Genomic DNA, 16,665 nt, shown 5'->3' with positions numbered 1-16,665 from the left:
TCCCCCCGTATCAATGTTAAGAAATACCTAAATATTTATGACATGTTTCCTTATCCTCTCGCAGTTCCTCCATGAAACCGTTATGCACAATGCGCCCATTATCCATAATGTAAAAATAATCACCGATTTGACTAGCCATCATAAAATTTTGTTCAACAAGTAAAACAGTCGTTTTTTCCTTCATTTTCAAAATAGCTACCATTAATTTTTCTATCATAATTGGAGACAGCCCTTTACTCGGCTCATCAATAAGCAATAGTCCATCACTATTAATAAATGCTCTTGAAATTGCCAGCATTTGTTTTTGTCCCCCACTTAACAGCCCACTTTTTTTATACCAAAATTGCTTTAAATCTGGAAATAGTTCGAGCATCCATTCTATCTTCTCTTCAGCTTCTTCCCCATTTTTTCCCCTAGCAAGTGCGAATGTCTCTTCTACTGTCAAATCATGAAAAATACCTTGATTTTCTGGTACATAGCCTATACCTTTTCTTGAAATTAAATGTGTAGATAATCCATTTACTTTTGTATTATCATAATAAACTTCTCCATTTTCTATTCGGTGAAACCCCATAATCGACCGCAATGTTGTTGTTTTTCCAGCTCCATTTCTTCCAAACAATACTGTAATCGTTCCCTTCTCAACCGAAAGGGACACTCCTTGTAAAATATGAAACTGATCTAAATACGTCTCTATATTATTCACTTGTAGTAGTGCCACTATATAATCCCCCTAAATAAGCACTTTGTACTCGTTCGTCTTTCATCATCTCTTCCGGCAATCCTTCCGCTAATAACTCACCATGAAATAAAACGATAAGATGATCTGATAAATCTAGCACCATATCCATTTTGTGTTCGATAAGTACGATTGTGCTCTCTGGATTCTTTTTAATATTTTCAATTACTTGTAAAATAGCCGGAACTTCCTCAACTGAAATACCTGCCGTAGGCTCATCAAGTAGCAATACATCTGTCTTTAATGCTAATAACATAGCAAGCTCTAACTTTCTTTTTTCCCCGTGAGCTAAATCCTTAGCTACTACTTCTCCTTTCTCGTGAAGTAGTACTGTTTTTAAAAGACGTCTCGCCTCTCCAGTTTGCTGCTTTAACTTGGCTGCATTCGGAAAGAAACTGTAATAGTCTTGAACGAATGATTGAACACTTAAACGCACATTTTCAAGTACTGTTAGTTCTGGGAAAATATTCGTCAACTGAAAAGAACGACCAATTCCTAAGCGCGTTCGATCTGAAATCGATAGCTTTGTAATATCCTGTCCTTTAAAATAAACTTCACCTTTCGTCGGAGAAATTTGTCCACTTAGCAAATTAAATAAAGTAGTCTTTCCAGCACCATTCGGTCCAATAATTGAAATGAGCTTTCCTTTTTGTACCGTTAAATTAACATCCTTAATAACATGATGCTCACCAAAAGATACACAAAGATTTTTCGTCTCTAACAAATGTGTCATGAAATCCCTCCCACTGAAAACCATGTTTATGAAAGAAATAAGTATAAAGAGGGTATCCCCTCTTTATATAAAAACAACAGAAAATTCAGTCTATTTATCCTGAATTGATGGTTCGGTCTCTTTCATCGTTAATTCTCTCTCTAACACTGGTACTGGATAATCAACACCATCTTGCTTTTTCAGCGTTATAGAATATAGAGTTTGTAATGCTTGATGATCTTTCTCTCTAAATTTCATCTTTCCCTTCGGTGTCTCAAATTCCATTCCTTCCATTTTCTTAATAAGCGTATCTACACCTGTATCACCTTTTGTATTCTTTAAAGCTTCGACAATAGAAATTGCCGCTGACATCCCTCCTGCTGTAAACAAATCTGGAACAGCACCATTAAAACGTTTTTTATGTTCTTCTACTAACCAATCATTCACCTTATTTTTAGGAAGTGTGTGATAATATACAGAAAATCCTTGCATTCCTACTAACGCATCCATCGTTTTTAATGCCGGTATATCAGGTGCACCAGTAGAAATTTTAATACCTTGTGCTTCCACATTCATATCTTTCAACTGTTTCCACGGTGAATTCGCACCTGCCCAAACGATAAATAAATAATCTGGTTTTGAGCTAATAATATTTTGAATATTTGCAGTGAAATCAGTTGAATTCGTATCAGCGTATTGCTCGTTTACAATATTCGCACCTAATTTCTTCGCTCCCGCTTTAAATGCAGCAATTCCTTCACGACCGAATGCATTATCTGGAGCAAACGTCGCAATCTTTACATCCTTTTTAGCAATCGAGGCAGCCCCTGCAATCGCATCTTGTGAAGAGCTTCTCCCTGTTCTAAAAATATATTTATTCCAGTTCTTCCCGGTAATACTATCAGCAACTGCTGGTTCTACAACCATAATCTTTTTATACTCTTCAGCTAGTGGTAAAACTGCTAATGTATCACTTGAACTAGATGATCCGACTAAAAAATCAACTTTCTCTTCTTCTAATAATTTCGTAGCCTTCTTAACCGCTACATCTGCTTTCGTTTCCGTATCTTCTACAACAAACTTAATCCTCTTTCCTTCCACTTTTCCTGTTCCACCTGTTGCATAGTCTAATCCTAATTCAAATCCATTTACCGTTTGTTTTCCATACGATTCTAGCGGGCCTGTTAGTGAAGCAAGAACCCCTACCTTAATTGTTTTTTCATCTTCTGTACTTGTCTTCTTTCCTGAACAAGCTGCTGTTACTAATAACGACCCTAAAACACAACCAGTAACCACCGTTTTTAGCCATTTACGTTTTTTCATCGACATTGTGATCCTCCCCATACTTTTCTTTCTGATAGAATCAAATACGCCAAATTCCCCTGTCCGTAATCATGACTTCAAAATTGGTAATGGAAAACTCTTGTAGTAACCTCTACATTCGGCACAAATCTATAATCACCTTCCTATTAAATGGAAACGGACATACAATCAATATATATTCCGTTGTTCAAATGAAATTACTGTTTCATTACAGTAATCATCACGCAAAAAGCTGCAAATAATTAACTTAATTCATTAAGTCAATTATTTGCAGCTTACATAAAAAACATGAATAGAAAAACTGATTAATTATTTTCGACCTTCTCTAACCCTTCAACCAATTGTTTCTTATCTAGCCCTTCCCCTATTATCACCAAGTTTGTCGGGAAACCGAAATCCTGTTCTAATAAAGTTGGTACTCCAAATGAATATTGGAATAAGTGAGGGTATTTATCTCCATGGAATTTCACAAAACCTTTCACACGATAAATACTATCTGGTAAATTCGAGAGCCATTCATATAATTTGTCTTGATCAATCGATTTCGTAAATTGATACGTCATTGTTTGTATATGTAAATGCTGTTTAACATGTAATGTTTCATGCTCTTTATTACTTCCAAATTCAGCTTCTTCTATATCATTTAAAGATATATTGCAATATTTTGTTTCATACAATTTCGCATGATTATTTATTGCTTTTACGTCTTCAAATACTTTGTTCTTATCTTCATCTGTTAATAAATCAGATTTATTAATGAGAATATGACTTCCATATTTCATTTGTTCATGTAATAGCTGTTGTACATTTGCACTTAATACACTTCGGTTTAACCATCTCACTGCATCTAATACGACTACTATAGATTTCACTTCAAGGAAAGGTGCTAAAATTGGTGATACACATGCATCTAACACTTCAATTGGATGTGCGACACCTGTTGTTTCTATATAAATTACATCTGGTCTTTCTTGTTGATATAAAGAGTGTAATTGTATTTCAAGCTCTTCTTTTAACGTACAACAAATACATCCTTTCAGAAGTTCCCTTAACACATTCTCTTTTCCAATAATATCTGTATCTACCGAGTATTCACCGATTTCATTCATTAACACAGCAACTTTTCGATTTTTCTTCTTTTCTGCTAATAATAAATTTTGCAGCAATGTTGATTTTCCGCTACCTAAAAAACCACCTAATATATGAATTTCTACTTTGCTCATTCGACCGACCATCCATTTCTCTACTTCAAATTTCATCAAAGCGTAATTATTATGATTTATACTTATCATTTTATTAAAAGAATACCTATTTGTAAACAAAACTGCTAGATTATCGTTTCATTTTCATTCACTTCATGAGCAACTCTAATTCCAGACTCGATTGCTCCCTGCATCCATCCATGTGTTAATGTCGTATGTTCTCCTGCAAAGTGCACTCTGCCCGCTGGCGGCGTAATATATGGAAACAATTCAAGCTCTTGCCCTGGTTCAAAAGCTGTAAATGCTCCGCAAGAATACGGATTTTGACTCCAACTAAAAGAAGCGCCTGTAACAAACTCACTATAAACCACGTTACCATATATTTGTGCTAAATTTTTTAATGCGTAACGAATACGATCTCTATGCGAGAGACTATCCCACGTTAACGCTTCATCTGCCCACGTATAACTTGCTATAACGATAGCTGCCCCTGGTGACTGAATGCCATAGCTTAGATAATATGTAAAACGTATCGGTAAATCTGTAATAGATTTACCACCACACTGCCCCGCTCTTTTCCAAAATCTACTTTTGAACTCTATCGCAATTTTAGTCGATGCAATATAATTTAATTCACGAATTGCCCGTCTTTTATAATAAGAGAATAAATGATACGGCTGGACTTCTACAAATCGCAAAGCTGAAAATGGAATTGTGATAATAGCAATATCACCCGTTACTATAAATTGCTCTAACGTTTTTTCATGATTCACTTGCATCATTACCTGGTTATCTTCTTGAATTATTTTCTCTACTTTATATGACATGAAAATATTATCCTTTAGCTGCGGTAAAAATGAATTTGGTAATGCGTCCATCCCGCCTGTTATCTCATAATATTTCGTCGTTGAAGTGAAAAAGATCATTTCTCGTAATACTTCAATTAAAGACATTCCCATGTATGCTTCCATATCAAGAAGTACTCTGATCATATCTATTGCTCCATCTGAATAGTACTCAATTAAAAATGAACCGAGCGAATATGTTTTATACTTTTTTTCAACAATAATCCAGTTTTTATTAGGATCTTTCTTAATATAATTAAGTATCGGTTCTAATACCTCTAACATTAATTCTTCTGCCGTTTTCCCTCTTTCTTTATCTAAAACTGGATATCCAAGTACACTTGGATCCTTTTCAAACACATCCAATCTCGTTCTTTTGTTATTCGTATAAATTATATCTGAAGAATTTTTATTAATAAAAAGGTTTAACGGTAGTTTAAATTTACGAATGTAGGCTAAAGTTAAATCGTGAGTATCCGGAATACGCATAGGACCTGCGTTAAAATATAATCCTGCGCTAAATGGTTCACGAATCGTATACACCCTGCCACCTATTCTGTTATTTGCTTCTATAATCGTTACCTCGTGCCCAGCCTCTTTTAATAAAGATGCTGCAACTAATCCAGATATCCCTGCACCAGCAACTGTAATTCGTTTGGGGTTATTCGTTTTGGCAAGCCCTTCATGAATAATTTGAAGCATTTTTTCCATCGATAATGGATTCCCCATGCCAATTCCCCTTTTACGAAGGATTTTACTGAATTATATTCGTTTAACAGAATTCCTATGTTTCATTCAAGTAATTGAGCGGATACATTTTCAATTACTTGAATATCTTTTATAAAATGTAATAAAATAGATATGAAACTATAGAAGTAAGACGTATTATCTTACATAATAAAATTAATGAAATAGCGAGGAATTTTGACATGAAAAAAGGTATTAACCGTGTTGTATTAGTAGGAACAGGAGCAGTTGGATGTAGTTATGCTTACTGTATGATTAACCAAGCTGTAGCTGAAGAATTTGTTTTAGTTGATGTAAATGAAGCAAAAGCTGAAGGAGAAGCAATGGACTTAAGCCATGCTGTTCCTTTCGCACCAGCTCCAACAAAGGTTTGGAAAGGTAGTTATGAAGATTGTAAAGACGCAGATCTTGTTGTAATTACAGCTGGATTGCCACAAAAGCCAGGTGAAACACGCTTAGATTTAGTTGAGAAAAACGCTAAAATTTTCAAGCAAATTGTTCGTAGCATTATGGATAGCGGCTTTGACGGTATCTTCTTAATCGCAACAAACCCTGTAGATATTTTAACTTACGTAACTTGGAAAGAATCTGGATTACCGAAAGAACGCGTAATCGGTTCTGGTACAACTCTTGATTCTGCTCGTTTCCGCTATATGTTAGGTGAATACTTCGATATTGGACCTCATAACATTCATGCTTATATTATCGGAGAGCACGGTGATACAGAACTTCCAGTTTGGAGTCACGTATCAGTTGGTATTCAAAAGCTAGAAACACTTCTTGGAAAAGACAACACATACAACCAAAAAGATTTAGATGAGATTTTCATAAACGTTCGCGATGCAGCTTACCACATTATTGAACGAAAAGGTGCTACATACTACGGCATTGGTATGTCACTGCTGCGTGTAACGAAAGCAATCTTAAACAATGAAAACAGTGTATTAACTGTATCAGCATATCTTGAAGGTCAATACGGCCAACAAGACGTTTATATTGGCGTACCTGCTGTCTTAAACCGCGGCGGCGTTCGTGAAATTTTAGAAGTTGAATTAAGTGAAGAAGAAGAATTAAAATTCGATCACTCTGTTCAAGTATTGAAAGGAACAATGGCTCCTGTACTTTAATCGTATATTTTAATCAAAAAAGCAATCCAATTTATGTTGGATTGCTTTTTTATATATTTTGTTCCCCCTCAATATAAACTGTAATATTATCCATAATAGAAAGGAGTGATTTCATGTATGATTCTTGGACGATTGTACTCCTCTTATTAGCTGTAACAGCCTTAATACTTTTCCTCTTCTTAATCATCAGAACGCTTTTTCCAACAAAAAAATATGATAAGAATCTCGGATTGATTCTAATTATTTTAAGCTTGTTAGCAATACCGATAAGTATCTTCCTTATAGGCGGATGGGCAGGTATGGGAGTTGGTGTAATCGCATTGTTTATTTTTGCTGCTGTTATTATAGCTTTAATTGCAAATACCTTCATTAAACTACCTCCTCCAAAGAAAAAATAATAAATGACCGATGTTTTCATCAAGAGAAAACATCGGTCATTTTCTATCATTTATTATCTTTAATCGGTTCATCATTATTTACATCAAGTACATCTAATAAAAAGATAAAAATTGGAATCCCGATAATAAGCCCCCATATTCCGAGGAAATGCTCTGAAAAGATAAGAATCATAAATGTATAAAAAACAGGTAAATTCGTTTTTGCAGACATAAATTTTGGATTTAAAAAATAACTTTCAAGAGCATGGATTATTGTAATGAATACTAGTATGTATACAACATACATAACCCCGCCGACGTTATAGGCAATTATACAAAGTGGAAACAAGGAAATAATAACACCAGCAACTGGAATCAAACCGAGTAGAAAGACCATGACAGCCAATACAAGAAGCTGTGGAAATTCTAAAATGACAAGTGCAATTACAGTGAGCACACAATTTACAACCGCAATTAAAAACTGTGCTTCAATCACTTTTCCGAACGATCTTGCAAACCTTTCACCGAAATATGCAATCTCCTCATAAAAAATTTTCAGCTTACTATCTCTAAATTTCGAAGTAAATGCTATAATGCGTTCTTTTTCTAATAAGAAAAATAAGCTTAAAATAAGAGAAAGTAGTATTTGTAAACTGACTTTTCCTATGTTTGCTATCGATTGATAAATGACATCTACACCTTGTTCGATATATTTCGATACTTCCATTCCATTAATTGTCGAAAGTGCATATTTAATTATCTCGTTATCAGGTGGGTTTTGAAAAAACAATTTAAACTGATAAATCAATTGTGAAATTTGTATCGTTAGTACAGGCAAATATTTATATAGTGTAGTTACAATAAACGTCACTAATACAATATATAAACCAGCAATAACCGCTTTCCTATTTACTTTCAATTTTTTTGAAATAAACTTTTGAAATCGATCCATCAAAAACGTGAGAATAAACGTAATTAATATTAAATTAATCATACTTTTTAATCCATACAATACAAGCACTAATATTATTAAAACGAGAAACCGTTGAAACCCTCTACTTCGAAAGAAATTTTTCACTTCATTCATTAAAAATTAACCTCCCCCTTCAATGGATGGAAATTGGATATATTACATTTTATGAACTTCTATAGACAATCTTTCTTACTAATTAGGAAGAATCCTTTTTTTCTTTTTTAATGTCTGATTTTTCATCTAATACTTTTCTAAAAACTATTTTTCAACTCTATATTTTAGGAGAACGTCTATTTTTAGACTGTTGCTCCTTAGTAAATTTTTTATATTGAAAAAAGAGAGTTATCTATTACTTAACTCTCTCTAGAAAAATGCTAAATGAAAAGCTTAATTATTTCAATCTAATCATTTCTTTTTTGCATTTGCTTCGCTAACAATTCCTTCACTTGGTTATACGTTAACCCTGAATTTTTGTTTAAACGTTTTACTTCCTCGACTTCAGTACCTACCACTGTATATTTTTTCTCATCACTCATATTTCCACTTCCTTTTTAACCAGATCACTTCTTATATTTCTTCCCTAAACTCTTATAAAATAACACAAATAAGCTGTACTAAATTAAATAGACTAAACAGAGGGTATTATGTTCAATAGCTAAAGGGGGTTTAGTTGCATAGGAGGAATAGATAAAAAAATGTCGAATTTATTTATTTGTTGAAATTGAGGACTTGGAGGATACATTTTGAAGAAATATGAGTTTAAAAATAACATTCCAACATTGGAAGAGTACAAGTATTTATGCGAGTCTGTTGGATGGACTAATTATATGAATTTTGAAGTGGTGGAAACATCACTGAAGAATTCTATCCACTGCATCACAGTCAAGGATAATGAACAAATTGTGGGCATGGGGAGAATTGTTGGTGATGGGGCTATCTATTTCTATATTCAAGATATAGTGGTTCATCCAGATTATCAGAAAAATGGTATTGGGAAAGAAATAATGCATATTTTGGTTGAATACTTAAATCAGAATGCCCCCGATAAGGCGTTTGTCGGTTTGTTTGCATCACAAGGTAAAGAATCGTTCTATGAAAAATATGATTTTAAAGATTACTCACCAAACATGACGGGGATGTTTACTGTCCTTTCAAAAAAATAAAGTGAAACTTTAATCAGTGGGGGTTTTGTTCATCCCCCACTGATTATTAGCCTTCACCAATCGGGCGTGAATATTAAATAAAAAAGGACAATACATATTATATTTGACTAATATGTATTGTCCTTTAATTTATCTAACTTTTTTAAATTTTGGTTTTGAATTGTATTTCTTAATAAAATTTCACTACATCTTCAGTAGGTAAGAATGTTCTTTCCCCTGGTTGTTCATTTGGCTCACCAAACGGCATTTGTCCTACTAAGCTCCACTCTGCTGGAATGTTCCAAGTCTCTTTTACTTCAGCATCTACGATTGGATTGTAATGTTGTAATGACGCTCCAATTCCTTCAGCCGATAATAGCATCCATACAGTATGTTGTAACATTGCATTTCCTTGATGAGACCAAAATGGGAACTGATCTTTATACAATGGTGCATTTTCTTGCATTTTTTCTACTGTTGCTTGATCTTCAAAGAATAGTACTGTTCCTACACCTGCATAGAAGCCTTTTAGTCTTTCTACAGTCGCTTCAAAGTTTTCTGCTGGCACGCGAGCTCTTAATGTTTCTTTTACGATACCCCAAAACTTTTCATGCTCTCCATCCATTAATACGACCATACGGCCACTTTGCATATTGAAAGATGTTGGTGCATGTAAAGCTGTTTTTAAAACTTCTTCAATTCTTTCTTTTGTTATTGTAGCGTTTTTTGTTACTTTACGAATTGAACGACGGTTCACGATTGCTTCTTTTAAATTTGTTGTAGTTGCTGACATTTTAATTCCTCCAAATATATGTTTTATTATTTTTATTTAAACAAATCAACTTGATTCTTTCATGCAAGACGAATTAGCAATATCCATCCGTCTTACATTGCATACCTTCAAATGAATTTGTTTTATCCTTTTCGATTTCTTTATCAATTACTCTTTCTAACGTTTCTTTACTAGCAAGTCCTTGAATGACTTCATCTCCAATCATGACAGTTGGTACAGCCATAATATTCGCTTCATCATATGCATGCTGAATTGATTCTTGATGTTTTTCTTTATATTTACGAGTTACTAAAGCATCTTTAAATTCAGCTTCAGGAAGCCCTACTTCTACCGCTAATTTCGTTAATACATCAATATCTTCAATGTTTTGCTCTTCTTGGAAAAACGCAGTAAATACTCGGTGATGATACTCATTGCCAAGTCCACGCTCTTTCGCAAATTGGCACCCTTCAAAAGCTAAATGTGTATATGGATGCGGAGAAACACGTGGCAGACGCATTTCAACCCCTAATTTTTTTGCAGTAGGAAGAATGAAAGAATCCCATGAACCTAACTTATCTGGCTCGTTCCAAGGATCTATTTTAGAATATGGACTTGGACGCAATTCAAACGGCATCCATTCGATTTCCACATCTTTCTCTTTCGCTACTTCATCTAATGGACCTTTTGCTAAAAAGCAAAACGGACATATAAAATCTGAGTATACTTTCATTTTCACAGCCATATTATTTGCACCTTACCTTCTTTTTATTTTCAGATGTAACCAGAACAGTTACAATTTTAAGGAAAAAATATGCATTCTCTTTTAGAGACTTGCGATTATCATATTATGCATTCATTTTTTGTTGTAAAGATTCAAATAACTGCCCCATCGTAATATTTCTCAAAACTTCTTCCATCGCGGATTGTGCTTGAATTAAAATAACTTCTAACACCGCTTGAATATTCGCTCCAATTGGGCAATCTGGATTCGGTTGCTCGTGAAAATGAAATAGTTTGTCTTCTTCTACTACATTCACTGCATGGTACACATCTAACAATGTGATTTCATGTAAATCCTTTAATAATCCCGCGCCACCTGGTCCGCGATTTACGTAAACAAATCCAGATTGTTTCAAGTAAGACATTATTTTACGAATGACTACCGGATTTGTATTTACACTTTCAGCCATATAGTCCGAAGTGCAAACTGAAGATGGATTGTTTTTTAAAATAGATAAAATATGAACAGCTATAGAAAAGCGGCTACTAATTTTCATCGTAATCACCACCCGATGTAATCATTATAGTTACAACCAAAAAATAAGTCAATCCTTTTTATAGATTTTTTATAAGCAAATTAAAAAAGTGTCCCATTATGATATATGAGACACCTCTTTTTATTCTGCAAATAACTCTTGGAATTCTTCAATAAATAGCTGTACAGCGAGTGAAGAGTCCTTTAATGAAGGAACAGCTAAAGCAATTTCTCTCCATACTTGTGGTTCCAATTCTCTCGTTTGTATATTCTTTGGTAAACTCGTTAAAGATAACTCAGCCAAAATTGCGATTCCCAATCCTTCTTGAATCATATTTAAAGCTGTTGTAACTGTCGAAATTACATATTCAGCCCGAAGTGGTACGTTCTCTTGTTTAAACATATCAATAATGGGAGGTTCATATCCACCCTTACATAATATGATTGGTTCATTCTCTAAATCACTTATTGTAATAGATTTCTTCTTACACAAAGGATGATCCTCTCTTAAGACGACAACCATTTTCCCCTTCGTTAAGGGCACAATCTCCATATCTTTATTAGGCAAAATAACAATTCCGATATCAATTACTCGTGATAATAGCCAATCTTCTACTTCTTTAAGTGTACCTTCGCAAAGAACTAATTCTAAATTCGGATACTTTTCACGAAAGATATTAATCATTTTAGGTAAGAAATATGCTGAAGCACTCGGAAAACTCCCGATTCGAATCGTTCCAACTTCATGCCCCTTCTCCATCGCAACTTCTTGCTCAATCTTCTCCACACCGTTCAAAATTTCTCTAATATGTACAAGAATTCGATTTCCCACCTCTGTAACGATTAGCCCTTTTCGTTTATCACGTATAAGAATGGTAACCCCTAATTCTGACTCAATGCTTGAAATTGCATGACTTACAGCTGGTTGCGTCATATTCAACATCCCAGCAGCCTTCGTAAAACTTCCTAATTCAACCGTTTTAATTAAAACTTGAAGTTGTGTAATGGTCATAACTAATTACTTATACTCCCCATAAAAAAGATTCATTTTATTTATTACACTCGATATCATATCATAGGGAAATGAATTACAACAAGGAGGTCTTACAGTGACACAGCTTTCTCGAACTAAGACGGCAATAATCCTTACATTTCTCGTTATTATGTGGGGAATTAATTGGCCGTTATCTAAATTCGCTCTGCATTACACACCACCCGTACTCTTTGCAGGGATTAGAACTTTAATAGGAGGATTTATCTTACTTATTTTCGCATTACCGAAATACAAACAATTAAATTTAAAGGAAACTTGGCATTTATACTTTATTTCATCTTTACTCAATATTATTTTGTTTTACGGACTACAAACTGTCGGACTTCAGTATATGCCCGCCGGACTCTTCTCCGCAATCGTATTTCTCCAACCTGTCTTACTCGGCATTTTCTCATGGATTTGGCTTGAAGAGGCAATGTATGGCTTGAAAATTTTCGGACTTATTCTTGGTTTTATTGGTGTTGGGGTTATTAGCTCTAGTAGTTTAACTGGACATATTTCTATTATCGGTGTACTACTTGCTTTAGGATGCGCTATCGGCTGGGCACTCGGCACAGTATTTATTAAGAAAACTGGACACCGCGTTAATGCCATTTGGATGGTAACACTTCAGCTTATTATTGGCGGATTTTGCTTAATCGGATTTGGTTCAGAATTTGAAAGTTGGTCTAACATCGCTTGGAGTATACCATTTGTAAGTGTACTACTATTCATCTCATTCTTTGTTATTGCAATGGGGTGGCTTGCTTACTTCACACTTGTAGGAGCTGGTGAGGCAAGTAAAGTTGGGGCTTATACATTCCTTATCCCTCTTATCGCTATTATTGTAAGCTCTATTTTCTTACATGAGGCCATTACAATGAGCTTATTTATTGGACTATTATTTATTGTCGTAAGCATTTGTTTTGTAAATATAAAACCGAAAGCACTTGCTGTAGGACAACAAGCTGAAGTTAAATAAAAAGATATAAGAAAGAGCCTATTGTTGTAGGCTCTTTCTTATATCTTATTTTTTACGACGTACTACAAAAATACATGTCCCCACTGACGATACGATAGCTAAAATTGATAAAATAATTGCTACTGTTTGCATACTGCTCGTACCTTCATTTTTTTCCACACTAGATACTTCACCATGTTCTCCTGTAAGTGACGTACCTTTTGCAATCGTAGTAAGGGAATGTGGTTTCTCAGCTTTCTCATCACCTGTCCATTCAACAATTTCTCCGTCTTTATATTGTTGATATGCATCCCAAGCTATTTTTTGCTCTTTATCTGGATTTTTGGCAACGAAAGTAAATCGCTGAAACTGACCAGGTAAAATCCCTTCTCCTGTTGCTTCCCATATTACAGTTTTAACTTTTCCAGCTGCATCTTTTTGTTCTTCCACTTTCCATCCTGGCACTGGCTCATACTGTTGAAACTCGACTCCAGATGGTATTTTCAGTGTAACTTTTGTTGTAGCAATATCCTTTTCAACTGGTACCTTTATCGTATAAATCTCCCAAGAGTTAACGTCAGAAGTTGCTGGTTTCACAGTTACGTGAGCACTAACAGGTAACGAAAAAATCCCCATTGCAATTATTGTTGCTATCATTGTTGTTCCTAATTTTTTTATACGTTTCATTTTCTTATAACTCCTTTTCCTCTGTAACTTCTCTTTATCCCGCATTAACGGGCAGTAAGACTCCCACCTCAAAATTCGGCTGGAGCAAAGAAGTTAGGTGGGAGTCTTACTGCCCGTAAAAGCCCGATTGGTTCAACTAATAATCAGTGGGGATGAACAAAACCCCCACTGATTAAAGTTTCACTTTATCTGCCACCTACAATAAATTTATAATCTATATCGAAACTATCAAGCGATTTTGTTAACCCATGAACATGTATATTCCAGTTTCCTGTCATGTTAATATACATTCCTTCCGCTTCATATTCTCCCGGTGACACTGCCGAAACTTTAAATGAACCTTTGCCCATATTCATATCTAAAGATTGAGTCGTCAATACAATTTGTTCCATATCAGTAACAGGCTGTCCATTCTCATCCTTCAAAGTAATATGAAATGTATTCTGTCCTACCTTATTAGGACTTACATGTAAAGTAAGTTCATATCCATTATCTAATTGTTTACTCTCTGTAAAAGGTCCCGTAGGAGGCATCGGCGGCGTTTGTACATTTGTCATAAAAGCTACGATTACAAAAACGATAATTCCAATGATAAACTCTACTTTCACCGTAGCTCCTAACCTTTGCTGCGCTCGCATTCTCGCTTTCACATAATGAATAATTCCCAATATCCCCATACACACGAATAAAAGTATCTTTGCTAATAAGGCCAATCCATACTTCGTATCAAATAGGGAATGGATCGTGGGAATAAAAAATGTGCTGTTAAAAAGACCCGTTAATAAAATCACTATGACGGCACCTGTTGCCCATGGCGAAAAACGCTTGATCGCATCCCAATACATAGTCCACTTGTCATCCTCTTTACGTAAAAGAAGAACAATCGATGATAGCCCCCCAATCCATAACGAAGCTGCGAATAAATGTAGAAAGTCCATAACGACAGCAATTCCTTTAAACTTTAAACCATATGCGTGACTATTTAAGGCTTTCATTGCAAGTAAGCCAATAAACAATACAATCGGAATGCTCCATACTTTAAAAGATGAAAGCTTTTCACGCTTCACCGCAAAATATGTAACAATTATAAGCATACTAATAAGAGCCATTTGAGCCATCCATACATAACCAAAAACAGATAGCTGTAATGTTTCTTTTAATAATAAAGGATCGAATGCTTCTAACCATGAAACATCAGCATTCATTTTCGCTTGCAATGGTAGATTGAATAGTAAACTAATGAATATCCCAAATAATGAGATCCATATTATTTTCTTACTCCTCGACCGAACTTGACTTGCACTTCCTTTATATAGGATAAGATTAAATAATAGAACACCGATAAATAAAGAAAAACCTGTATATAAAATTCCACGTTCCATAATCATATCGATTTGCGGAACATAGCCCATCTCTTCTACTTGTATATCGTCTGTTCCCGCTTCTGCTAATCCAATACGGAATGGAATAACTCCTTGAATTGGATGCCCATCAGCTGAAATAGCTTTCCACTGAATAGAGTAGAGACCATTTCTGAGATTCTCTTTTAACCCAGCTTCTAATAATTTTTTGTTTTTCTTATCAATATGAGCATCTTTTAAATCTACTCTTTTACCTGAGGTATCTCTTACGAACAATGTATTAAAACGCGAAACTTGTATGTCCTCATCGAATTCAATTTTCACAACAGATGGCGCTTTTTTCAACGTTTCGTTTTCATTTGGGTTTGATTTCACAACATACGCATGAGCAGATGCACTTTTTGGTATCAATATGATAAACACGCACGCTATTAATAGCCATGCCCCTAACCTTCTCATTACTTTCACACTCATTTCACTTCTTTCTTTTTCGTCACTACACTTTCATTACTTTTTACTTCCCAAGTTTTATTTCTTGATAAAATATTAACCTGATTAAGTATAAGGATCTATACCGTATTACTCTCTGTTTATCACTCACCTCTAAACTTTCAATATATTAGTAACTACCATCATAGATGCAACTTACATTTTTAAAGTTGATTATTATTATAGCATAAAATATATTTATGTAAGTTTCTAAAGAAGAAAAGTTATCGTGAATCATTTGTGAAGGAAATGTGAAATGAATAAATTAAAAAAGGTGTTACGTTATTACGTAACACCTCTTCTCAAGTATAAACTTCCTTTATTTCTCTTCTGGATAATCACAATACTCAATAATTGTACCCTCTGTATCCGCCGGATTAAGGTAAATTAATCTTCTACCGTGTTTATTAATTCGAAGTGTATGCTCTAACGTTCGAATGCCTTGTTCTTTCAATTCTTCTAAAGCTACATCTAAATCATCTACACGATACGCAACGTGATGAACGCCTTTACCTTTTTGCTTTATAAATCGCGCTATTGGAGAAGTTGTATTATTCGTCGGTGCAAGTAATTCAATTCTATCACCATCTACTTCAAGAATGGCTACTTCACTTTCAACACCGGGTGCTTCACTTACGTATCGATCTATTAAAGTTCCTAACAAAACTTTTTCATAAAAACGTATCGTACTATCTATATCACGAACTGCAATGCCGATATGATCAATTGTTTTTTTCATGTACTTTTCCCCTACTACTTTATTTTTTCTATCCTTATCAATAGTAACAAAAAAAGTTATAGAATCAAATAAAATGTACCCTATAGAATAGACACTTAAAAAAAGTCTATTCTATAGGGTATTTCTTGTATAATAAGAGGAAAATTGGGATCGGAGAATGTTCAAAATGACAAAAAAG

Annotated in this window: 18 protein-coding genes; 4 read left to right on the top strand and 14 right to left on the bottom strand. The window is 34.4% G+C overall.

The window, feature by feature from the left end; all coding sequences use genetic code 11:
- Nucleotides 1-16: 16 nt before the first annotated feature.
- The 5 genes from MR071_RS06960 to MR071_RS06940 form a co-directional block, all read right to left on the bottom strand.
- Nucleotides 17-721 (bottom strand): branched-chain amino acid ABC transporter ATP-binding protein, encoded by a 705-nt coding sequence (locus MR071_RS06960; RefSeq protein WP_105586953.1) that lies wholly within the window; start codon nucleotides 719-721, stop codon nucleotides 17-19.
- On the bottom strand, nucleotides 699-1,472 hold the full coding sequence (locus MR071_RS06955) for an ABC transporter ATP-binding protein (protein WP_105586954.1): 774 nt from the start codon (nucleotides 1,470-1,472) through the stop codon (nucleotides 699-701). Before MR071_RS06955 ends, MR071_RS06960 begins: the two co-directional genes overlap by 23 nt.
- Before the next feature lie 90 nt (nucleotides 1,473-1,562).
- Nucleotides 1,563-2,780, bottom strand: coding sequence for a substrate-binding domain-containing protein (locus MR071_RS06950; protein ID WP_242235517.1), 1,218 nt, complete (start codon nucleotides 2,778-2,780; stop codon nucleotides 1,563-1,565).
- Between the two features lie 299 nt (nucleotides 2,781-3,079).
- A complete protein-coding gene (locus MR071_RS06945) occupies nucleotides 3,080-3,997 on the bottom strand; it encodes a CobW family GTP-binding protein (RefSeq protein WP_181149530.1) in 918 nt (305 codons plus the stop codon).
- A gap of 104 nt (nucleotides 3,998-4,101) precedes the next feature.
- Nucleotides 4,102-5,550: a flavin monoamine oxidase family protein gene (locus tag MR071_RS06940; RefSeq protein WP_242235515.1), complete on the bottom strand. Its 1,449-nt coding sequence runs from the start codon at nucleotides 5,548-5,550 to the stop codon at nucleotides 4,102-4,104.
- A gap of 200 nt (nucleotides 5,551-5,750) precedes the next feature.
- Here MR071_RS06940 and MR071_RS06935 point away from each other — a divergent pair, with 200 nt between their 5' ends.
- Together MR071_RS06935 and MR071_RS06930 are read left to right on the top strand one after the other, a co-directional pair.
- A complete protein-coding gene (locus MR071_RS06935) occupies nucleotides 5,751-6,695 on the top strand; it encodes an L-lactate dehydrogenase (RefSeq protein WP_105586958.1) in 945 nt (314 codons plus the stop codon).
- Between the two features lie 113 nt (nucleotides 6,696-6,808).
- Entirely contained in the window at nucleotides 6,809-7,093 is a 285-nt protein-coding gene (locus MR071_RS06930) for a YesK family protein (protein WP_105586959.1), read from the top strand.
- Nucleotides 7,094-7,139: 46 nt separating this feature from the next.
- On the opposite strand, the gene MR071_RS06925 is transcribed toward MR071_RS06930, so the two are convergent.
- Together MR071_RS06925 and MR071_RS25470 are read right to left on the bottom strand one after the other, a co-directional pair.
- Nucleotides 7,140-8,159 carry an AI-2E family transporter gene (locus MR071_RS06925; RefSeq protein ID WP_105586960.1) on the bottom strand — a complete coding sequence of 340 codons (1,020 nt, stop codon included), beginning with the start codon at nucleotides 8,157-8,159 and terminating at the stop codon, nucleotides 7,140-7,142.
- Nucleotides 8,160-8,446: 287 nt separating this feature from the next.
- Nucleotides 8,447-8,581 (bottom strand): hypothetical protein, encoded by a 135-nt coding sequence (locus MR071_RS25470; RefSeq protein ID WP_105586961.1) that lies wholly within the window; start codon nucleotides 8,579-8,581, stop codon nucleotides 8,447-8,449.
- 207 nt (nucleotides 8,582-8,788) lie between these two features.
- On the opposite strand from MR071_RS25470, the gene MR071_RS06920 reads away from it, so the two are divergent.
- Nucleotides 8,789-9,208: a GNAT family N-acetyltransferase gene (locus MR071_RS06920; protein ID WP_105586962.1), complete on the top strand. Its 420-nt coding sequence runs from the start codon at nucleotides 8,789-8,791 to the stop codon at nucleotides 9,206-9,208.
- 169 nt (nucleotides 9,209-9,377) lie between these two features.
- Here the strand turns inward: MR071_RS06920 and MR071_RS06915 are convergent, their stop codons facing one another.
- The 4 genes from MR071_RS06915 to MR071_RS06900 all read right to left on the bottom strand — a co-directional run bounded on the left by MR071_RS06915 (nucleotide 9,378) and on the right by MR071_RS06900 (nucleotide 12,229).
- Complete coding sequence (locus MR071_RS06915) at nucleotides 9,378-9,980, bottom strand: nitroreductase family protein (RefSeq protein WP_105586963.1); 603 nt, start codon at nucleotides 9,978-9,980, stop codon at nucleotides 9,378-9,380.
- A gap of 73 nt (nucleotides 9,981-10,053) precedes the next feature.
- Entirely contained in the window at nucleotides 10,054-10,704 is a 651-nt protein-coding gene (locus MR071_RS06910; protein WP_242235513.1) for a DsbA family oxidoreductase, read from the bottom strand.
- Nucleotides 10,705-10,807: 103 nt separating this feature from the next.
- Nucleotides 10,808-11,239: an Rrf2 family transcriptional regulator gene (locus tag MR071_RS06905; protein ID WP_002148752.1), complete on the bottom strand. Its 432-nt coding sequence runs from the start codon at nucleotides 11,237-11,239 to the stop codon at nucleotides 10,808-10,810.
- A gap of 120 nt (nucleotides 11,240-11,359) precedes the next feature.
- Nucleotides 11,360-12,229 (bottom strand): LysR family transcriptional regulator, encoded by an 870-nt coding sequence (locus MR071_RS06900; protein WP_242235510.1) that lies wholly within the window; start codon nucleotides 12,227-12,229, stop codon nucleotides 11,360-11,362.
- A gap of 97 nt (nucleotides 12,230-12,326) precedes the next feature.
- On the opposite strand from MR071_RS06900, the gene MR071_RS06895 reads away from it, so the two are divergent.
- Nucleotides 12,327-13,232, top strand: coding sequence for a DMT family transporter (locus tag MR071_RS06895; RefSeq protein ID WP_105586965.1), 906 nt, complete (start codon nucleotides 12,327-12,329; stop codon nucleotides 13,230-13,232).
- 45 nt (nucleotides 13,233-13,277) lie between these two features.
- Here MR071_RS06895 and MR071_RS06890 read toward each other — a convergent pair whose 3' ends face one another.
- The 3 genes from MR071_RS06890 to MR071_RS06880 form a co-directional block, all read right to left on the bottom strand.
- Nucleotides 13,278-13,898 carry a YcnI family copper-binding membrane protein gene (locus MR071_RS06890; RefSeq protein ID WP_242235508.1) on the bottom strand — a complete coding sequence of 207 codons (621 nt, stop codon included), beginning with the start codon at nucleotides 13,896-13,898 and terminating at the stop codon, nucleotides 13,278-13,280.
- A 185-nt stretch (nucleotides 13,899-14,083) separates the two neighbouring features.
- Entirely contained in the window at nucleotides 14,084-15,733 is a 1,650-nt protein-coding gene (locus MR071_RS06885; RefSeq protein WP_242235506.1) for a copper resistance CopC/CopD family protein, read from the bottom strand.
- A 334-nt stretch (nucleotides 15,734-16,067) separates the two neighbouring features.
- Nucleotides 16,068-16,487 carry a VOC family protein gene (locus MR071_RS06880; protein WP_000750833.1) on the bottom strand — a complete coding sequence of 140 codons (420 nt, stop codon included), beginning with the start codon at nucleotides 16,485-16,487 and terminating at the stop codon, nucleotides 16,068-16,070.
- Between the last annotated feature and the right edge of the window lie 178 nt (nucleotides 16,488-16,665).

The sequence above is a fragment of the Bacillus cereus group sp. BfR-BA-01316 genome (assembly GCF_022664195.1).
Classification (GTDB): Bacteria; Bacillota; Bacilli; order Bacillales; family Bacillaceae_G; genus Bacillus_A.
The sequence above is the reverse complement of the archived record's forward strand: the minus strand, read 5'-3'. Positions and strand labels throughout refer to the sequence as shown.

Coding starts and splice junctions, on each gene's coding strand:
- MR071_RS06905 (WP_002148752.1), bottom strand. CDS start 11,239: ATGAAAATTAGTAGCCGCTTTTCTATAGCTGTTCATATTTTATCTATT.
- MR071_RS06890 (WP_242235508.1), bottom strand. CDS start 13,898: ATGAAACGTATAAAAAAATTAGGAACAACAATGATAGCAACAATAATT.
- MR071_RS06910 (WP_242235513.1), bottom strand. CDS start 10,704: ATGGCTGTGAAAATGAAAGTATACTCAGATTTTATATGTCCGTTTTGC.
- MR071_RS06945 (WP_181149530.1), bottom strand. CDS start 3,997: ATGAGCAAAGTAGAAATTCATATATTAGGTGGTTTTTTAGGTAGCGGA.
- MR071_RS06900 (WP_242235510.1), bottom strand. CDS start 12,229: ATGACCATTACACAACTTCAAGTTTTAATTAAAACGGTTGAATTAGGA.
- MR071_RS25470 (WP_105586961.1), bottom strand. CDS start 8,581: ATGAGTGATGAGAAAAAATATACAGTGGTAGGTACTGAAGTCGAGGAA.
- MR071_RS06955 (WP_105586954.1), bottom strand. CDS start 1,472: ATGACACATTTGTTAGAGACGAAAAATCTTTGTGTATCTTTTGGTGAG.
- MR071_RS06880 (WP_000750833.1), bottom strand. CDS start 16,487: ATGAAAAAAACAATTGATCATATCGGCATTGCAGTTCGTGATATAGAT.
- MR071_RS06885 (WP_242235506.1), bottom strand. CDS start 15,733: ATGAGTGTGAAAGTAATGAGAAGGTTAGGGGCATGGCTATTAATAGCG.
- MR071_RS06915 (WP_105586963.1), bottom strand. CDS start 9,980: ATGTCAGCAACTACAACAAATTTAAAAGAAGCAATCGTGAACCGTCGT.
- MR071_RS06930 (WP_105586959.1), top strand. CDS start 6,809: ATGTATGATTCTTGGACGATTGTACTCCTCTTATTAGCTGTAACAGCC.
- MR071_RS06940 (WP_242235515.1), bottom strand. CDS start 5,550: ATGGGGAATCCATTATCGATGGAAAAAATGCTTCAAATTATTCATGAA.
- MR071_RS06935 (WP_105586958.1), top strand. CDS start 5,751: ATGAAAAAAGGTATTAACCGTGTTGTATTAGTAGGAACAGGAGCAGTT.
- MR071_RS06925 (WP_105586960.1), bottom strand. CDS start 8,159: ATGAATGAAGTGAAAAATTTCTTTCGAAGTAGAGGGTTTCAACGGTTT.
- MR071_RS06950 (WP_242235517.1), bottom strand. CDS start 2,780: ATGTCGATGAAAAAACGTAAATGGCTAAAAACGGTGGTTACTGGTTGT.